15 protein-coding genes are annotated in these 16,863 nt (G+C 68.8%); 4 read left to right on the top strand and 11 right to left on the bottom strand.

Going from position 1 to position 16,863, the window contains the following annotated elements; translation table 11 throughout:
* Positions 1–114: 114 nt before the first annotated feature.
* The gene (locus DB354_RS17740) at positions 115–756 is read left to right on the top strand and encodes a sulfite oxidase-like oxidoreductase (RefSeq protein WP_107836965.1); all 642 of its coding nucleotides are present in this window, start codon (positions 115–117) and stop codon (positions 754–756) included.
* Positions 757–769: 13 nt separating this feature from the next.
* On the opposite strand, the gene DB354_RS17735 is transcribed toward DB354_RS17740, so the two are convergent.
* The 10 genes from DB354_RS17735 to DB354_RS17690 all read right to left on the bottom strand — a co-directional run bounded on the left by DB354_RS17735 (position 770) and on the right by DB354_RS17690 (position 10,922).
* Positions 770–1,072, bottom strand: coding sequence for a hypothetical protein (locus DB354_RS17735; RefSeq protein WP_146180311.1), 303 nt, complete (start codon positions 1,070–1,072; stop codon positions 770–772).
* A 19-nt stretch (positions 1,073–1,091) separates the two neighbouring features.
* A complete protein-coding gene (locus tag DB354_RS17730) occupies positions 1,092–1,847 on the bottom strand; it encodes a phosphatase PAP2 family protein (protein WP_107836963.1) in 756 nt (251 codons plus the stop codon).
* A gap of 186 nt (positions 1,848–2,033) precedes the next feature.
* A complete protein-coding gene (locus tag DB354_RS17725; protein ID WP_107837097.1) occupies positions 2,034–3,416 on the bottom strand; it encodes an FAD-dependent oxidoreductase in 1,383 nt (460 codons plus the stop codon).
* Positions 3,417–3,421: 5 nt separating this feature from the next.
* Positions 3,422–4,798: an ectonucleotide pyrophosphatase/phosphodiesterase gene (locus tag DB354_RS17720; RefSeq protein ID WP_158277598.1), complete on the bottom strand. Its 1,377-nt coding sequence runs from the start codon at positions 4,796–4,798 to the stop codon at positions 3,422–3,424.
* 2 nt (positions 4,799–4,800) lie between these two features.
* The gene (locus DB354_RS17715) at positions 4,801–6,057 is read right to left on the bottom strand and encodes an MFS transporter (protein WP_107836961.1); all 1,257 of its coding nucleotides are present in this window, start codon (positions 6,055–6,057) and stop codon (positions 4,801–4,803) included.
* A 91-nt stretch (positions 6,058–6,148) separates the two neighbouring features.
* Positions 6,149–8,440 (bottom strand): TonB-dependent receptor plug domain-containing protein, encoded by a 2,292-nt coding sequence (locus DB354_RS17710; protein ID WP_158277597.1) that lies wholly within the window; start codon positions 8,438–8,440, stop codon positions 6,149–6,151.
* Between the two features lie 107 nt (positions 8,441–8,547).
* Complete coding sequence (locus DB354_RS17705) at positions 8,548–9,426, bottom strand: IclR family transcriptional regulator C-terminal domain-containing protein (protein ID WP_107836959.1); 879 nt, start codon at positions 9,424–9,426, stop codon at positions 8,548–8,550.
* 97 nt (positions 9,427–9,523) lie between these two features.
* Positions 9,524–10,003, bottom strand: a complete 480-nt coding sequence (locus tag DB354_RS17700) for a hypothetical protein (RefSeq protein WP_107836958.1) — start codon at positions 10,001–10,003, stop codon at positions 9,524–9,526.
* A complete protein-coding gene (locus DB354_RS17695) occupies positions 10,000–10,293 on the bottom strand; it encodes a hypothetical protein (RefSeq protein WP_107836957.1) in 294 nt (97 codons plus the stop codon). Before DB354_RS17695 ends, DB354_RS17700 begins: the two co-directional genes overlap by 4 nt.
* 2 nt (positions 10,294–10,295) lie before the next feature.
* On the bottom strand, positions 10,296–10,922 hold the full coding sequence (locus DB354_RS17690; RefSeq protein ID WP_158277596.1) for a sigma-70 family RNA polymerase sigma factor: 627 nt from the start codon (positions 10,920–10,922) through the stop codon (positions 10,296–10,298).
* A 217-nt stretch (positions 10,923–11,139) separates the two neighbouring features.
* On the opposite strand from DB354_RS17690, the gene DB354_RS17685 reads away from it, so the two are divergent.
* The 3 genes from DB354_RS17685 to DB354_RS17675 all read left to right on the top strand — a co-directional run bounded on the left by DB354_RS17685 (position 11,140) and on the right by DB354_RS17675 (position 13,630).
* Positions 11,140–11,592 (top strand): hypothetical protein, encoded by a 453-nt coding sequence (locus DB354_RS17685; RefSeq protein ID WP_107836955.1) that lies wholly within the window; start codon positions 11,140–11,142, stop codon positions 11,590–11,592.
* A gap of 193 nt (positions 11,593–11,785) precedes the next feature.
* The gene (locus DB354_RS17680; protein ID WP_107836954.1) at positions 11,786–12,604 is read left to right on the top strand and encodes a LuxR C-terminal-related transcriptional regulator; all 819 of its coding nucleotides are present in this window, start codon (positions 11,786–11,788) and stop codon (positions 12,602–12,604) included.
* Between the two features lie 204 nt (positions 12,605–12,808).
* A complete protein-coding gene (locus DB354_RS17675) occupies positions 12,809–13,630 on the top strand; it encodes an MOSC N-terminal beta barrel domain-containing protein (protein ID WP_107836953.1) in 822 nt (273 codons plus the stop codon).
* Between the two features lie 22 nt (positions 13,631–13,652).
* On the opposite strand, the gene DB354_RS17670 is transcribed toward DB354_RS17675, so the two are convergent.
* Positions 13,653–16,793, bottom strand: a complete 3,141-nt coding sequence (locus DB354_RS17670) for a DUF748 domain-containing protein (protein ID WP_107836952.1) — start codon at positions 16,791–16,793, stop codon at positions 13,653–13,655.
* Between the last annotated feature and the right edge of the window lie 70 nt (positions 16,794–16,863).

The raw sequence follows: 16,863 nt of genomic DNA, 5'->3' as shown, positions 1-16,863 counted from the left end.
TTTTTGGGCCGGCCGCGCCGCGACCGCGTCCAGAACCTCCCGCAGAGGGAGCCCGGTGAGCCGTGGCGGATTGCCACTTGTGCCTTCGGCGGTTGCTCGTAGCTTCCCCGACCCATGTCGAAAGAGCGCTACATCGAAGCGAAGCAGAAGTGGGCCGAGAAGCAGAAGGCCCGCGGTGTTCGTGCCCACGCTGTCGCCTCCGCCGAGCGGCTCCCGCCCGGCCAGAAACTCACGACTGGCTTTCCCGTGCTCGATCTCGGGGTGCAGCCGGACATCGCGCTCGACCAATGGAGGCTGAAGCTCGACGGGCTCGTCGATGCGCCCACCGATCTCTCCTGGGCGCAGTTCCATGCGCTGCCCCAGGTGGAGGACATCAGCGACTTCCACTGCGTGACCACCTGGAGCAAGTACGACTGCCGCTGGGGCGGCGTCGCATTCACCACGCTCTACGAACTCGTGCGGCCGAAGCCCGAGGCCCGGTTCGTGTACTTCACTTCCTACGATGGCTACTCGACCAACGTCGCGCTCGAGCAGTGCCTCGATGACGACGTGCTCGTCGCCACCTCCTTCGAGGGCCAGCCCATCACCCGCGAACACGGCGGGCCGGCGCGCGTGATCATTCCCAAGCTCTATGCCTGGAAGGGCGCCAAGTTCGTCAACGGCATCACTTTCCTCGCGGAGGACAAACTCGGCTTCTGGGAAGTGCGCGGCTACTCCAACACCGCGGACCCCTGGACCGAGGATCGCTACGCCTGAACCAACCGGCGCCTCAGCGCTGCACGGCCAGGACCATCCCGTAGCCCACGCGCCCACCGTCCCAGATCTCGAAGTTCGCGCCAGCCGGGAAGTGGGTCATCGCCGCGGCCGGATCCGCGAAGTACACGGCGCAGTGCACCGCGTGGCCACCGGGCATCAGCGGCTCTTCCGGATGAATCTCGGCCAGGAACTGGTTGATGCCCACCCGGAGGTTGCCCTGGAAGCTTCCATGCCGGCTCGTGGCGCCGCGCCGCCCGCCGGCTAGCGTCAACTGGACGCGGAGATGGGCTGTCTGGGAAGGGTCATGCTGAGCCATCCCGGCACTTTCTCGGGCCTCAGTGGCTTGTCAAAGGGGTTTCCACGGCGGCGCCCGACGCCCCCTGCGGATGCTTCGCCGCGAAGGCCTGCACCTCCGCGCGCATCGTGGCGATCGCGCGCTGCATAGCAGGCGTGGTGAGCAACTGGCGCCCGATCTCGGTCCCAAGCACATAGCCCGCCTGCGTATCGCTCGGGTAATGCACCCCGCCCAGCACGCGGCACCACATGGTTTCGCGCGTCGCCGCATCGAACTCCGCCGCCCGCTCCGGAAAGGCCGCGCTGAAAACGACCGACCAGATCGCCGCCGAAGACGAATGGCCGCTCGGGTACGACGTGCCGCTCGGCAGCTTCACACAGGGCTTGATCCGCGCATCGCGGTTGAAAGGCCGAACCCGCAGCCAGCGCTCCTTCGCCGCGGTCAGCAGCGGATGACACTCCTTGCGCACCTGCTTCAGGATCGCGGCCGTCTGCGGCAGGTTCTCCTCCGTGAACCAGGCGCCGAACACGTCGAGCCCCATCTCCATCGGCGAATGTTCGGCCACCTTGTCCGCCCGCGCCACCTGCGCCGGCGTCCGGTCCTTCTGCACCTGCAGCAGGGTCTCGAGATCCGCGCGGCCCGCGATCGAGTCATCCGCCGGCGGCGCCGGGATCTGATCGAGCACCCGCGCCGCTTCCGGCGGCAGGAACGACGCCGGCTTGGCGGCGAGCGGCGCGACGTAACCGACGAGCAGCAGGACAACGAGGACCCAGGATCCGAGGTACGACTTCGACATGAATGGATGGGAAAATGGAGCCGCCTTCCCCGGCACCGGCGCCGGTCGGAGAACGCGACCGGCTTCCCGACGAACGGAAGGGCGCAAAGGTTTCAAGCAACCAACTGGCCGGAGCGGCCTATTCAAACCGTGCCGTCGCCGCGCACCTTCCACCCGACCAGGGCGAAGGACGCGGCCAAAACTGCCTCAGCGGAGATACGCGCCGCGGTCGCGGAGTTCCTGGCGGAGTCGCGCCACATCGACCTGCGCCGGAGTCACCCCTCCCCGGATGGCCAGCTTCGCCGCCCGCCCGGCCGCTTCACCCATTGCCATGCAAGTCGACATCACCCGGATCGCCGCCATCGCCTCGTGCGTGGTCGAGATCGAGCGACCGGCGACCAGCAGGTTCTGCACGCGCTGCGGCACAAGCGAGCGGTAGGGCACGTCGTAACAGTCACCGCTCCACTGCAGCGTGCAACCCTCGTCGCCCGGTCGATGAATGTCCACCGGGTAGCTCGCCACGGCGATGGCATCATCGAAGCGGCGGCAGCTCAGGATGTCCTCCTGCGTCATGACGTACGCGCCGACGATGCGACGCGTTTCCCGAATGCCGAGAAATGGCGCCGAGCGCGTGAAGCTCGAACGGGCAAAGCCGGGAACATACTCCTTGAGATACTGCACGATGTCGGCGATCTGGGCCCGCGCCTCGATTTCACCGTTGGTGAGACTCCGCGCGTCCGTGCCATCGACGCCAGCGACGCGGGTCATGTTGATCCATGCCTCGCCCGGGCGCAGGCCGGTGATGATGATGGTGCGCTCGTTCGGAATCTTGAAGCCGCGCTCGGCGCGCGCCTTCGCCATCAGTTCGCGCAGCCCCACCACGATGAACTGGTGGTTCTGCCCGAAATAGTCCGCGGGGATGAAATCGGTGAGATAGGTCCGAGGCTGCTCGGCGATCGCATGCCGCAGCTCCTCCGTGTCCACCCCGGAGAGGCTGAACATCAGCGTGGGCGGCTGCATGCCCCCCTTGGCGTTGCCCTTCTCGCACGGCACGCCCGCGCGATAGGCCACATCGGCGTCGCCGGTGCAGTCAATGACCACCCGGCCGAGCAGGGCCTCACGGCCGCTCTTGCTCTCGACGATGATCCCGCCGATCCGATCCCCGTCCTTCACCACGCCGACGCACATGGCGTAGAACGTCACGTCGACCTTCGCCTCGACGAGCATCTGCAGCGCGACCGTCTTCACGGCCTCGGGCTCGACCAGCGTGATGCCCATGTGCAGCGGGCACCAACGGTGCTCGCTCGCGCCGTTCACCGCACGCAGGCGGTCGATGAACTTCTGGGGCAGGCCCTGGATGATCTGGTTCTTCTTCTGGCCGAGGAAGCCGAGGATCGGCAGGCCGATCGTCATGTTTCCGCCGACGAAACTGCGGCTCTCCACGAGCCCCACGTTCAAGCCATCCTCCGCGGCCGCGAGCGCGGCGGTCAGCCCGGCGGGACCGCCGCCGACGACCAGCACGTCGTAATGCGCGCGAACCGGCACGGTGCGGGCCGGTTCGTGAATGGAGGTGATTTCCGGAGCGGACATCGAAGTCATCGGGTTGAGAGGGAAAGGTCGATCGCCGGCGCTTCCGCCGTCGGCATCGTCGTGCCCATCAGCCGCGCCAGCGTGGGCGCAATGCTGCGGATGTCGATGATCCCGAGGTCGCGCCCCGCGGTGATGCCGTCGCCGGCGATCACGAAGGTCGAATAGAGCTCCGGGTGCAGCGGCGCGTGGCCGTGCGTCCCCCGTCGGCTGACCGGCGCCACGGTCTTGTCGCCCAGCACGGCGCTGAGGCCGTAGCCGGGCTTCAGGTCGACCCAAAACTGGGCGTTCGGCGCCCCGCCCATCCGGCGCAGCGTCGCCTCATCGAGAATGGCGGCGATGCCATTCGCCGGATCCGCCGCCAGTCGCGCCAGGAACTCCGCCACGCGCGCGCGGGCCGCGGCATCCCGCGGGTCCTTCAGCACAATCGCGGCCGACCCGCTGTTCGTCCACGGGCGCGCGATCCACTCCTTCACCTGGCCGTCCTCGATCGTCTTGGCCGGCGCCTTCAGCGTGACGAAACCGGCCTTCACGAAGGCGGCGTCGAGAAACAGTTGATTGTCCACCGGCGCGAAGCCGTGGTCTGAGACGACGCACACCACCGCCCGCGGATCGATTTCCCGCATCGCCGCCACCAGTTGCCCGACCATGGTGTCGATCTCCTCGAGCGCGGCGCAGACCACCGGCGCGAACGGCCCGTTGCGGTGCTGGAAGTGGTCGGTCGCCGCGAGGTGCACGCCCAGGAAACGCGCCTGCTTCTGCCGGATCAGCTCCACGCCGTAGCGCGTCCGCGCCCAATCCCGCGGCACCGCGTCATGGTTGTCGGTGATGTACGGGCCCGCCTTGCCCGCGAGCTCCGCGACCAGGCCCGGCGTCGCCGCGCCGCGCGTGAGGTTCAGGTCCTCGTCGCTGCGCGAGAGGGCGAACTCGGGAATATTGGCGTGAATCGCCGTGGCGCCAACCGTCACCGGCCAGCTCACGTTGGCCACGCGGTAGCCCGCCGCCGCCGCGACGTCCCAGAGCGTCGGCACCTTCAGGTCCCACGCATAGTAGTACCAGAGGTCCAGCCCCGGGACCTCGCGGCCGAAGGGGTGGTTGTTCACGATGCCGTGCGTCGCCGGCGCCGTGCCCGTGATCAGGCTGGCGTGGCTCGGGTAGGTGGAGGTTGGCAGCACGCCCCTCACGCCGGTCGCGTAGGTCCCGGTCCGCGCCAGCGCCCGCAGGTGCGGGATTTTCAGCCCGTGCTGGTCCGCCTGGAGGATGTAATCCGGCCGCAGGCCATCGAGGGAGATCAGGAGGACGGCTCGCGGCGGAGTCGCCGCCGCGAGCGTCCCGGTCAATGCGGCCAGCGCCATGAGCCCGGCCAGGGGTCGGAAAAGATTCATATTCAGGAAGCGCATACAGCTTGGGGTGAAAGGCTGGCCGCCGGCGGCTTCTCCGGGCGTGTCATCGTCCACAGGAGCACCGCGGCGATGGGATGCAGCACCGCCATCACCGCGAACACGCGGCCCGGGCCGAAGCGCACCATCATGTCGCCGACGAAGGTATTGAACACCACCGCGCCGGCGGCACCGCAGCCGCCCGCGATGCCCAGCACGCTCGCGACGTTCCGTGTCGGGAACGCCTCGGCGATCACGACGCTGAGGCTGAAGAGCCAGCTCAGGCACACCGCGCCCACGATGCTGAAGATGACGAGGGTGACCGCGACGTGCGGCAGCAGCGGCGTGAGACCGCAGATCGGCGCGAAGCAGGCCGTGGTGACGAGCATGACCTTGCGGGCGCGCAACGGCGCCGCGCCATTGCGTACCATGCGGTCGGACCACATCGCCGTACCGATGCCGCCGAGGTCGGCGACGAGAAACGGAATCCATCCCACCATGCCGATCTGCGCGAGCGTCAGGCCCGAGTTCTCCTGCAGGTAGCCCGGCAGCCAGAACAGGCAGAAATACCACACGGGATCGCTGATGAACCGGATGAGCAGGATGCCCCACAGCGTGCGCGTGCGCCAGAGCTGCGGCCAGGTGAACGCCGGGCCCTGAATCCGCTGCGCCAGCGTCTGGCCCTCGATCACCTGGTCCGCCGGCGGATCGCGGTAAACGAACGACCAAAGCACCGCGATCACCAGGCCGAGCGTGGCTGGGACAATGAACGCCGCATGCCAGCCCCAGCTGAGCGCGAGCCCCGCCACCAGCGGCGGCGCGATCAGGGCGCCCAACGAGCCACCCGCCACGCACAGGCTGTTGGCCGTCGCCCGCAGCGCGCCGGGAAACCACATTGTCACCACCCGCAACTGCGCCGGGAAGGCCGTGGGTTCGCTCAGCCCGAGCATGCCGCGGAAAAAGGTGAACGCCCCGAGCGAGCGCGTGAGGCCCGCGCCGAGGCACGCCGTCGACCAGCTCACGATGCCGAGCAGCATCACGCTCCGCGCACCGAAGCGATCCACCAGCCAGCCCGCGACGGGATACATCAGCGCGTAGCCGACCGTGAACACGTTTGCCAGCATCGCGTACCCGCGATCATCGAAGCCGAACTCCGCCTTCAGCGTCGGCTTCAGGATCGAGAGAATCTGCCGGTCGATGTAGTTGAGGACGATCGCGCCCAGGATCAGTCCGAGGATCAGCCACCGCCGCCGTGAAGGTTGCATCACGCGCCTCCTTTCCCCGGCCGGCGTGGCGCCGCCGCGCGGCGGGCAACGCCACCCTGCGGAAACCGGGAGAACTCGGCGGCGGGACCGCTCATCGTGGCGACAGGCTGAAGGTCACGTTGATCTGGCGGCCCATGCCGACGGTGTTGTCCGGCCCCACGTAGAACTCGTCGAACAGGTTGTTGCAGTTCACCTGGAGCGCCGGGCGCAGCCGCAGCTTCTGCCAGGTGTAGCCAAGGAACACGCCATAGGTGTGGCGGGCGTCGCCTTCCTCGTAGAGCCGGGTGCTGGTCGCGTTCGCGCGCACAAAGCTGCCGAGATACCGGAAGGACGCGCCCATGCTGAGGCCCTTCCACTTGCCGGCGGGCTTGTACTTCGTCGCCAGCGTCGCCGTGTGCCGCGGAATCAGGGTCTTGCGCGTGCCCGTCAGCGCCGCGGTCGTGGAGTCCACCACGCGGGCATCCATGTACGCGCCGCCCGCCATCAGCGTCCACCCGTCACGGATCTTCCAAGTCACGTCGCCATCGACCCCGCGCACGCGCTCGCGGCCGGTCCCCAGGAACTCCGGCATGGTCTCGCCGAGCACGAAATCCGGGTTCTTCTGGCCAATGTTCGTCTTCTCGATCTCGAAGCCCGAGATCGTGAACCCCAGCCGCCGCTCGAAGGCCAGCGACTTGAAGCCGAACTCCCAGCCGCGCCCGCGCTCGTTGGGAATCGTGGTGCCGGTGTTCCGGTCGATGGTGACGTTGGTGTTGAACGACGTGCTCCGGTTGGCAAAGGCGATCAGGCGGTCATCCAGGATCTTCCAGTTGCCGCCGTAGCTGTAGGTGTTCGCCGCGTCCTTGCCGTGGATGAAATTGGGCGTGGTGCTCGTGCTGGTGTCGATCGCGAAGCTTTCCTCGTCGCGCCGCGCGTTTGCCATCAGCAGCACCTTGCCATCGGCCAGCGCCACGCGGTCGCTCACCGAGGCGCCGCGCGAAGTCACAACCTCGTCGTCCTTCGAGCCCACCGTGCCGAGCACGTCGTAGTCGATCACCGTGGACCAGTCCTGGTCGTACGGGTTGGGATAGCGGTACGAATCCGGCAGCAAGTCGCGCACCTGCTGGTTGCTGAGCCGCATCTGGCGGTCCATCTGCTCCACGCGTGCATAATCGGCGGTGATGAGCAGGACGTGCGGGATGGGGCCGGTGTTGAACTGGCCGCGGAGGTCCGACTGAAACGCCTTCGGGCTGTCGATATCCTGGATGCGCCGGTTCGGTCGTACGTCGTTCATGCGGCGCGTCACCGACGAGACGTTGGAGCTGGTGCGGTAGTTCTGGTTGAAGCTCTTCCACTGGCCCTGATAGGCGACGCGCTGCTTCCAGTTGCGGCTGAACGCGTGCTCCAGCACCACGTTGAGGCCGTCGTAATTGCGGTCGTAGTGCTCATTCGGCCCCATGCGGCTGTACCGCGCCCGCGCGAGCTCCCAGTCCAGGCCCGCCACCACGCCGCCCGACCAGGACAGCCCCGGGCGGGTGCTCGTGGGCGTCGGATTGAGCACGAGGCTCGGCACCGAGGCGCCGCGGGAGCCGATCAGCCGCACGAGTTCGTAGGAGACCGTGAGACTCGTGTCCTTGGTCGGACGATACAGCAGGCTCGCCACGTAGTCCGCGTTGCGGGCGTACGTGTAGTCCATGCTGCCCCGCCGGTAGTAGTGCTCCATCGTCACGAGGTAGAAGAGCTTGTCGCGATAGAGGGGGCCGCTCGCGTTTACCTCGCTGCGGAAATAGCCGTACGAGCCGGCGGTGAGGCTCACGCTGGCGCGCGGCCGCACCGTGGGGCGTTTCGAGATGTAGTTGATGAGGCCGCCGGGCGAGGCGTCGCCGTACAGCGTGGACATCGGGCCCTTGATCACCTCGACCTGCGCCGTGTTCGCCATCGTGGGCGGCGGCGTGCTGCGGAAGCCGTCGCGGGTGATCGTCTGGTCAAAGCCGCGCAAGGTGCGGCCGCCGGCGAAGCTGCCGCTGACCATGTCGGCCTGGTCCGAGGAGCTCGCGTACGCGGGAAAGAAGGAGAGCTGCTCCGCCAGCGAGGTGAGCTGGAAGTCACGCAGGAACTCCTGGGTGAGCACCTGTACCTGGTAAGGCAGCTCGAGCACGGAGGCGGCGGCGCGGCTGCCGCTCATCGCCTGCGAGGCGAACCACGCATCGCGCTGGTTGGACTCGACCACCTGAAACTCCGCGAGCGTGACCACCTCCTCCGCTTCGGGAGCGGCGGTCGGAGTCGCGGCCGCGCCGGTGGATTGGGCGCGGACGGTGAACGTGGCGGCGCCCAGGAGGGCGGTCGCGAGCGCGCCGCGCAAGGAGCGCGCGGCCAGGCCAGGAGCGATTCGGGGTAAGCGCATGTCGGTTTGAGGTGACTGCCCGTCACTCCGCAAACCACGCCGGGACCTGACAACCGCGCGCCGCGCCCGGACCACACTTTGGTTCGCCATGGCGAACACGCGCCTCTTCACGCCGTCGGAACTCCCGCAGCCGGCCGCCTCACGCCGCCCGCCCAGCAATCGTAGAGCTCGGCGGCCACGCTCCGCACCTCGCCGGCCAGCTCCTCGCGATCGCGCGCCACCCACTCCGAGTACGGCAGCGCGATGCCCACGGCGCAGCTCCAGGGTTCCTCCCCGATGCGCACCGGCGCCGCGACGGAACACAGGGCCGGATCGCGCTCCCGCAGGCTCCACGCCACGCCCGTGGCGCGCGCCACCTTCAACTCCGCCAGGAAACGCTCCGGATCCGGGCGCAGGTACGGCGAACTCCCAGTATCGCCCGCGCTCGGCGCGAACCCGGCCCACTCGCCAGGATCCTGCTGGGCCACGAGAATCTTGCCGCAGGCGGAGTTGTACGCGGGACCGCTGTCGCCGAGCAGGAACGTGTCGGCATCCGACCCGCTGCCGCAGAGCGCGTAGGTCGAGCGTCGGCACAATGCCGACACCACGAGCGTGGCCTTGAGCCGCCGCGCGCGCGCGCGCAGCAGCGGCCGGATCGCGGAGTTCGGGCCGTACTCCGTCGAAAACAGGTGCAAAAAGCTGAAGATCGCCGGGCTCACGCTGTAGCGGCGCGTCATGCGATCCTGGTCCACGAAGCCCAGCGCGCTCAGCGCCGCCACCAGGTCGTGCGCCGTGGACTTCGAAAGATTCAGTTCCCTCGCCAGTTGCGTGATGCCCAGCGAGTGCCGCGCCTTGAGCAGCGTCGTCAGCGCCTCGATGCCGCGAAACATCGAGCTGTGGTGCCGCGTCGCGTCCGGCCCCCGCGCCTCCGCCGGGCCGGAGGGACGCCCCGGAGTCGGACCGGAATCGGACGGGGGCGGCAGGGCGGAGTTCAGGGCAGCGTGCATCTTTATTCCGAATCGCGATTCGGAGGTTGAGACGCCGCGTCCCGTTGTCAACCGGCGGGCTTCCGCGTCACCGAAACGTTTCCGCCGCTCGTCCGCGTCACCGGCCCCCGCGTGCCGGCGCGCCCGCGGGATCGGCCGACGGGGCGCCGGCTGGCGGAGCTGCAGGTTCGTTCCCCGACCCGAGCCCGAGGCGCTCGTAGCGGCGGCGGATAAGCTGCTGGTACTCGGCGCGCTTCTCCGGCGGCAGTTCGGCGAGAATGCGCTGGTTCGCCCGCCGCAACTCCAGGCCGGCCTCGCGCGCCGCCCGCATCCGGATCCCCTTCAACTCGACCGCGGACTCCTCGAGGAGCCCCCGGACCCGTCGCGACTCCTCCGGCGTCAGGTGCAGGCGCTCGTCCAGTTCGCGCGCGATGCGCTCGACGGCGCGATCGCCCTGGCCGCGCCCGCCCGCCGGCGCGAACAGCGCCTGTCGGACCAGGCGGGTGCCGACGACCAGCGTCCCGGTGACGCCCACCCCGATGCCCGCCAGCAGCACCGCCGTGAGCACGAGCCAGCCGCGCCAACGCAGCGGGGTCATGGCACACCTCCCGTCGCGTTGGCCAGGAGCTCGATCCAGGGCAGCAGTTCCCAGCAGGACCACGCCTGCCAGACGGTGAGCAGCAGGCAGCCGGTCGCGCCGGCGAGGCAGCCGGCGAGGACATGACGACCGGCCAGGAGCGCGGCCATCTCGTCCGCCCAGCCGGAGCGTACCAGGGGCGTCGATGCGTGTACCACGCGGAGCAACGCCGGCAGATTCACCGGCGGCGGCACATCCTGCCGCGCCATCGCGACGCGTTGCCGCCACCATTCATCGGGGTTCGTCTTCATGGTCAGGATCTTCTTTCGATAATGGTCCGGAGCCGGCGGCGGGCGCGCCACGCCCGCAGTTTCGTCGCGGCGACGGTCCAGCCGAATTGGGCCGCGATCTCCGTGAGCGCCCAGCCTTCGAGGTGAAACAGCGTCAGCAGCGCCCGATCGTCGGGCGGCAGCTCCGCGAGCGTCTCTTTCACCTCGTCCGCCGCCGCGCGCGCCGCCGGATCCAGCGCGGGATCAATCGCTTCAACCGCCCCGCCCTCCCCGCCGGTGGCGGTCCCCTCCGGCACGGTGGAGATCCATCGACTCCGCACCGCGTGCCGCCGGAAATAGTCCCGCCCGACATTCGTCGCGATGCGCAGGAGCCAGTGCGCGAAGGGCTGTTCGGCCCGCCACGAATTCAACCCGCGCACCATGCGCAGAAAGGTCTCCTGCACGAGGTCATCCTGGTCCGCTGGCGTGCGCGCAAACCGCCACAGCAACCGTGCGACCGCGGCCTGGTGCCGCCGCACCAGCAGCGCCATCGCCTCCCGATCGCCCGCCTGCGCGCGCCTCGCGTCGGCCAGGTCCTGCGCCGGCGCGACGGCGTCGGCTTCGGCGTCGGCGGGCACCAGCGGCGGCGGATCTGAGGGCTCCGGATTCAAGGGCGACGAACGGTGCCCCCACTCCGCAAGTCCGCAACTTCGCCCGGGCGGCGCCGAGAGGGGCAGCCACCGCGGGAGCACAGCAGGATAAGAAAACGGGAGCATGGGACCATGGAATGTCTCCCGCCCTCAACGCCCGACCCCGGCTCGTGGTTTCAGAAAAAAAGATTCCCGGGCGGCGAAACCGGCGCGACCCGCCGGCGTTCAGGAGGGCGCCATGAATACAACCTCCCTCCCATCCCTCCGCCCGCTCCGCCGCCTCGCGCTGTTCGCCGCCGTCCTCGGCTTCGGCCTCACAGCCGCCTTCGCCGGCGATCCCACGGGCACCTGGACGCTCAAAGGCACGGGCCGCGACGGCGCGGAACACTCCGCCACCCTGACGCTCCAGGGCGCCCCCGACAAACTCACGGGCACGATTGAGAACCGCGCCGGCAAGGTCCCGATCCGCGACGTGCGTTTCGCCAACGATGAGCTCTCGTTCAACGTCGTGCGCAAAATCCGCCGTCGCGAATTGACCGTGCACTACACGGCTCGACTCGAGGGCGACCAGCTCAAGGGCTCACTCGAGGCCAAGGCGCGTCGCGGAAAAGACATTACGGTCCAGTGGGAGGCAAGTCGCTCCGCCGCGGCCGGCACCAGCAGCACCACTCCCCCTGCGCCCGGGTCGTAACCCGGGGTCCCGGCATACCTCGAAAATTCATTGACTATCGTCAGGCGGAGCCCGCCGCCGCCGGGATGTAACATTTGTGACTGTTTAGCGCGTTACGGAAAAATTACACCGCCTGCCTTGGAACACCCAGCGGGGGTCAAGACGCTGGCTTGCGACAACGGAGCTGTCTTCCGGCAACGTTGCGGCAAGGCCTATGGAAACAACGTCAACCCCCGTTCTGCGTTCCGCGCTCATCCTCAAGGCGGACCGCCTCGCCTCTGAAACCCTGCGCCTGGCGCTCCACAAGCTGGCGCCGGGCGTCCAGGTTGTGACGACCCACACGGTCCGTCAGGCCTACGATGCTCTCGCCCGCAGTCGTTTCGATCTGATCGTGACGGGCCTGGATGCGAGTCTCGAAGGCGATGCACTGCAATTAATTGCGGACCACATGAATGGGCTGCCGGTTTTCGTCGTCGGCACCCAGCTTGAGTACCGGACGCTGGTCGTCCTGCAGTCGCTTCCCATCCGCGGGGTATTCGATGCCAGCACGGAAGGCCCCGAGGCGTTTCACTCCGCCTTGCGCGCCGTGATCTGCGGGCAGCGCTACTGGAGCAAGGCCGTCCAGGACCGCGTCGACCGGGAGTTGACCGCCGCCCAATCCATTTGCCAGCACCTGAGCAACACCGAGCAACTCGTACTCTCCGTGCTCGGCGACGGCAGCGATGACTCGACCGCAGCACAGGCGCTCGGCGTCAGCCCGGCCACCATTTCCACCTTCCGCCGCAAGTTACACCGCAAGCTGCGCGTGCAGCACCGCGGCGAGCTCATGCGCGTTGCCGCCATCAATGGCTTCGTGCGCTTCACACCGTCCGGCGTCGTCCGCCCCGGCTTCGCCATGCTCGCGGCGGAGTGCCTGGCCCGGAAACGCAAGCGCCGCGCCGCCGCCGAGGCAGCCGTCACCGCCTTCATGCTGGAGAACACGCCGGAGCAACATCTGCTCCGCCCGGCGGCTCTGCCGCTGAAGTCGGCCTGAGCCGGCCCCCGGCGCGGCCGGGAGATCAGATTTTCAAGTTACACGTCGGAGCATCCTGAGTCGCGGCTTCGCTGCGTGCAGCGCCGTCGTCGGTGGCCCGCACGGGCGCTGGTGCGTGGAGGCCGGGTTTCGCCGCCGGGGCGCACCGGCTACCACCGAACTTGCCACTTTCACCCGCGCCGCTTCGCTTCCGCTCCCCCGCCCATGCACGTCTCCGGCCTGTTCATCTACCCCGTAAAATCCCTCCGCGGCATTGCCGTCTCTTCCGCCACCGTCGACGCCCTGGGCCTGGTGGGCGACCGGCGATTCCTCGTCGTCGACGCCGACGGCCAGTTCCTCACCCAACGCACGCTCCCGCGGATGGCGCTCATCAGCACAGCGCTGAGCAATACCCATCTCACGCTCGATTTTCCCGGGCATGGACCCACGTCCATCCCGCTCCGCGCCGCGGACGACAACGGCCCGACCCGCCCGGTCACCATCTGGAAGCATCAGGGGCTCGAGGCCGAGGACTGCGGCGAAGGCGTCGCGACGTGGCTGACCGGGGCGCTCGGCACCGCGTGCCGGCTGGTCCGCATCGGGAAACGCTTTCACCGCCCCGTGCTGAAAGCCGCCGGGAAGCCCGGCGACGTGTTCGCCTTCGCGGACGCGGTGCCGTTCCTCGTGATCAGCGAGGCGTCGTTGATCGATCTCAACCACCGTCTGCTCGACGAGGGCCAGGCGATGGTCCCGATGGACCGGTTTCGGCCAAACCTCGTCGTCGCCGACGCCACCGCCTACGCGGAAGATCAGTGGCCGCACGTCCGGGTCGGCGGCATCATGCTGCGGGCGGCGGGCCCGTGCGCCCGCTGCGTCGTCGTCACGACCGATCAGAACACCGCGAAGCGGGGCAAGGAGCCGCTGCGACTGCTGGCGACCTATCGCCGTGATTCCGCTGATTCCACCCGCATCAATTTCGGGCAGAATTTCATCCACGAGACCAGGGCCGGCACCCTCCGGGTGGGAGACCCGGTGGTGCCGGCCTGACCGCGCGGGTCCGCCGCGCCGGCTACTGCAGGTGCAGGAAGACTCTCGGCCCCTTGCCCGCCGCGCCGGCGGCCGCGGAGCCGGTCTTCGCCTTGGCGAGGAAGAGCCGATCGGGAGCGATCTTCCCAACCTCGATGAAGTACGTGCGTACCTTCTGGGCCCGCGCCTGCGCCAGCGCGCGCAGTTCGTCGTCCGTAATCGGCGTGGCCTCGGCCAGGCGTCCCGCCATCTCATCCGTGGGCAAGCCTTTGGCCACCGCCGCGGCAACGGCCTCCTGGTGCTCGGCGGCGCGGTGCGCACTCTCCGCAGCCGCCTTCCGCTCGGCGCGACGCTGGGCAAAGGTGACCGTGTTCACGAAACGCTTGAACCATCCCGCCGGGGGAGGCGGAGGCGGCGCCACCACCGCCGGAGCCGCGGGCAACGGCGTGCCGAACTGCGTGCCGGGCGGAAACGCCGCATCGAAGAGCCGCTTGATCGCCGCCGCCTGCTCGTCTGGCGTCACAACCAGTTGGTCGGGCGGCGCAATGTTCGGGTCGGTCTGCCGCTTTTGCTCCCACACCGCGCGCCGCACGCGGTCGGCCAGCTTCAGCCGCTTCAACGCATAGGCGTCCGCCGCGGCGTCGAAGCTGCCCTCCAGATCGAGGCTCAGCCCGGGCCGGTTCGTCAGCGCCTTCGTCATCGTCTCGAGTTTCTTGATCTCCGCCGGCTGCAGTTCCGCCGCACCGGGCGCAAACTCCTGGAACGCCAGTTCGTCCCCGCCGCCGCCAAAGGCGGCGCCGAGCAGCGAGAACGGCGACACCGCCGCCTTCGTCAGCAGGTTCACCACCACGCGGAGCACCACCTTGCCAACGCGAAAACTGGGGTCGTCCGTGCTGCCCTGCACCGGCACATCGATCACGATCTTGCCGTCGAGGTCCTTGAGCAGCGCGATCGCCAGCCGCACCGGCAGCTTCGTGGCGTCGGGACTCGCGACCGGCGCGCCAAAGGTGAACTGGTTCAGCGTGATCACATTCTTCGCATCCACCTTCTTGCCGTCGACGAGCAGCTTCACGTCGACCTGCAACTTGCCGCGCGCCAGCTCATAGCCGGCGAACTTGCCGCTATACGGACTCAGCGGCTGCAGATCCACGTTCTTCACGTCGATCTTCAAATCGACGCTCGGCTTGGCCCCCAGCGGGTCGAGCCGGCCCGCGATCGCCACCGGCCCCACCCCATCCACCACGGCTTTCAGATCCACGTCGCCCTTCGTGGGCGTGGTGGAGGACAGGCCGTTGATCGTGCCGCCGAACTTCTGCACCGCCATGGCCACGCCGGGATGCACCGAGTGATCCGCAAAGCTGAAATCACCGTCCCGGATCACGATCCGCCCGATCTCGATCGTCGGCGCCGTCGCCGGCGTCGCTGCCGAGGTGGCGACCGCCGCCGCGGGTTTCGCGGACGCCCCCGTCGGAGCCGCCGCGGGCGCGACCTTCGCCGCGGCGACGAGGTTCACCGCGCCGTCTTCCGCGACCACCGCGCGCGCATAGGGCGCATCGATCGCGATCTCCTCCAGCGCCACGCTGAGCGTGGGCGCCGTCGCCGCCTTCAGCCCGCGCAACGTGAACCCCGCAAACCCGGCCAGCTCCTGGTCCCGCTCGCCGTCGACCAACCCGAGTTTTTCGACCTGGATGTCACCCGTGACATTCGCCACCGGCGCGGCGTTGGCCGGCAGGCTCGCCGCGACGGCCAGCTTCGCGCTCAGGTTGCCCGACGCGAGATGCACGTTCGCGAAGGGCTCGAGATACGGGCTCAGGGGCAGCAGCGCGAACTGATCGACGTCGAGCGTCAGGTCGGCGCTCACCGTCGGCAACAGCCCCACCGTACCCGCGAGCCGCACCGCTCCGGCCGGTGCCCAGCCGAAGGAAACCTGGAGAGGTATCCGCTTTTCGGGTGCGAGGCTGACGTTCTGCAAGGCGACTTGCAGCCCATTCACGGCCAGATGCGCCGGGCGCGCCGCCGCGAGATCCTCCACCTCCACCTGCATCTCCTTCACGAGCACGTCGGCGACCGTCACGTCCGGCAACTTGGCCGGCATCGCCGTGGTCGCCGCCGGCGCGGGCGCCACCGCCACCGGGTTCGCCGGCTTGGCCGGAGTGGCCGCCGTCGGCTGCAGCATCGCCAGCACGTTCAGGGCACCGTCCTTTGCGCGCCGCACGCGCAGGTGGCCGCCGTTCACCGCGACCGAGGCCACGGTCGCCTTCAGCGCCCGTGCGTCCGCCTCGATCCCGGTAACGTCGACCGCGGGCAGCTCGATCACCTTCACCTCGTTGCCCGCCTCACGGACGACAAGGTCTCGCAGTTGGACGACGCCGGCGTGGAGCTGCATTGCCTCCTTGCCAGGCGTGAAATCGAGCTCGTACTTGCCGCGGACAGAAAGCCGGCCCTGAGGAATCTCCGCCCGCACGAAGTCCGCGTAGTAGGGCGCATATTTCGCCAGCACGAGGTTCTCGACCTTGAGCTCGCCGAGTGACTGGAACGGCTCCGCCCGCAGCGTGCCGGACCAAGCCAGCTTCTCACCCGCCTCGGTCACCGCCTCGAAACGGTACGGCGCGCCGCGCTGGCCAACGGTGCGGAACCCCGTGAGGTCGAAGGTCAGCGGCCCGACGGTCGTGGTGAAGGGCTGCGCGTGTGTCAGGTCGCTGGCATCGACGCGCGCATCCGTCACCTGCAGGTGGCCGACGCGCAGGGGGCGGCCGGGCTCGGCCGGCTTGGCCGGGGCGGCGCTCGGCGAAGCCAGCCGGGCCAGCAGGTCCGAGACGTTGAGCGAACGGTCGGCGTTGAGCACGCCGCGCGCGTAGAAACCATCCAGCGCGACTTCGCTGAGGACCCACTCGCCCCAGAGCGACGACAGCGCGTCGAAATTCACGTACAGCCGCCGCCACCCCAGGAACCGCGTCTTGCCGTCCGCCTCCTGGATCGCGAAATTCTCCAGGGTGAGCGACAGGGCGTAGGGATTCAGGCGTACCTTTTCCACCGATACGCGGCGCCCGAGCGCCGCCGACGCGCGCTGCTCGAGCTGCGACTTCACGATCGGCGGCAGGATCACGAAACCCACGAGCGAAAACACGGCCAGCAAGCTGGCGGCAACAAGCACCCGGCGACGCAGGGTTCGGCTGAGGTTCATGCCTGCAAGTCTGACGGCCGCGAACCACGCCCGCAACGCCGCATTCCCGCTCGCGCCCGCTCCCGCCGCG

It is taken from the genome of Opitutus sp. ER46 (genome assembly GCF_003054705.1).
Lineage (GTDB): Bacteria > Verrucomicrobiota > Verrucomicrobiia > Opitutales > Opitutaceae > ER46.
This window is presented reverse-complemented; position numbering and strand designations above follow the sequence as displayed.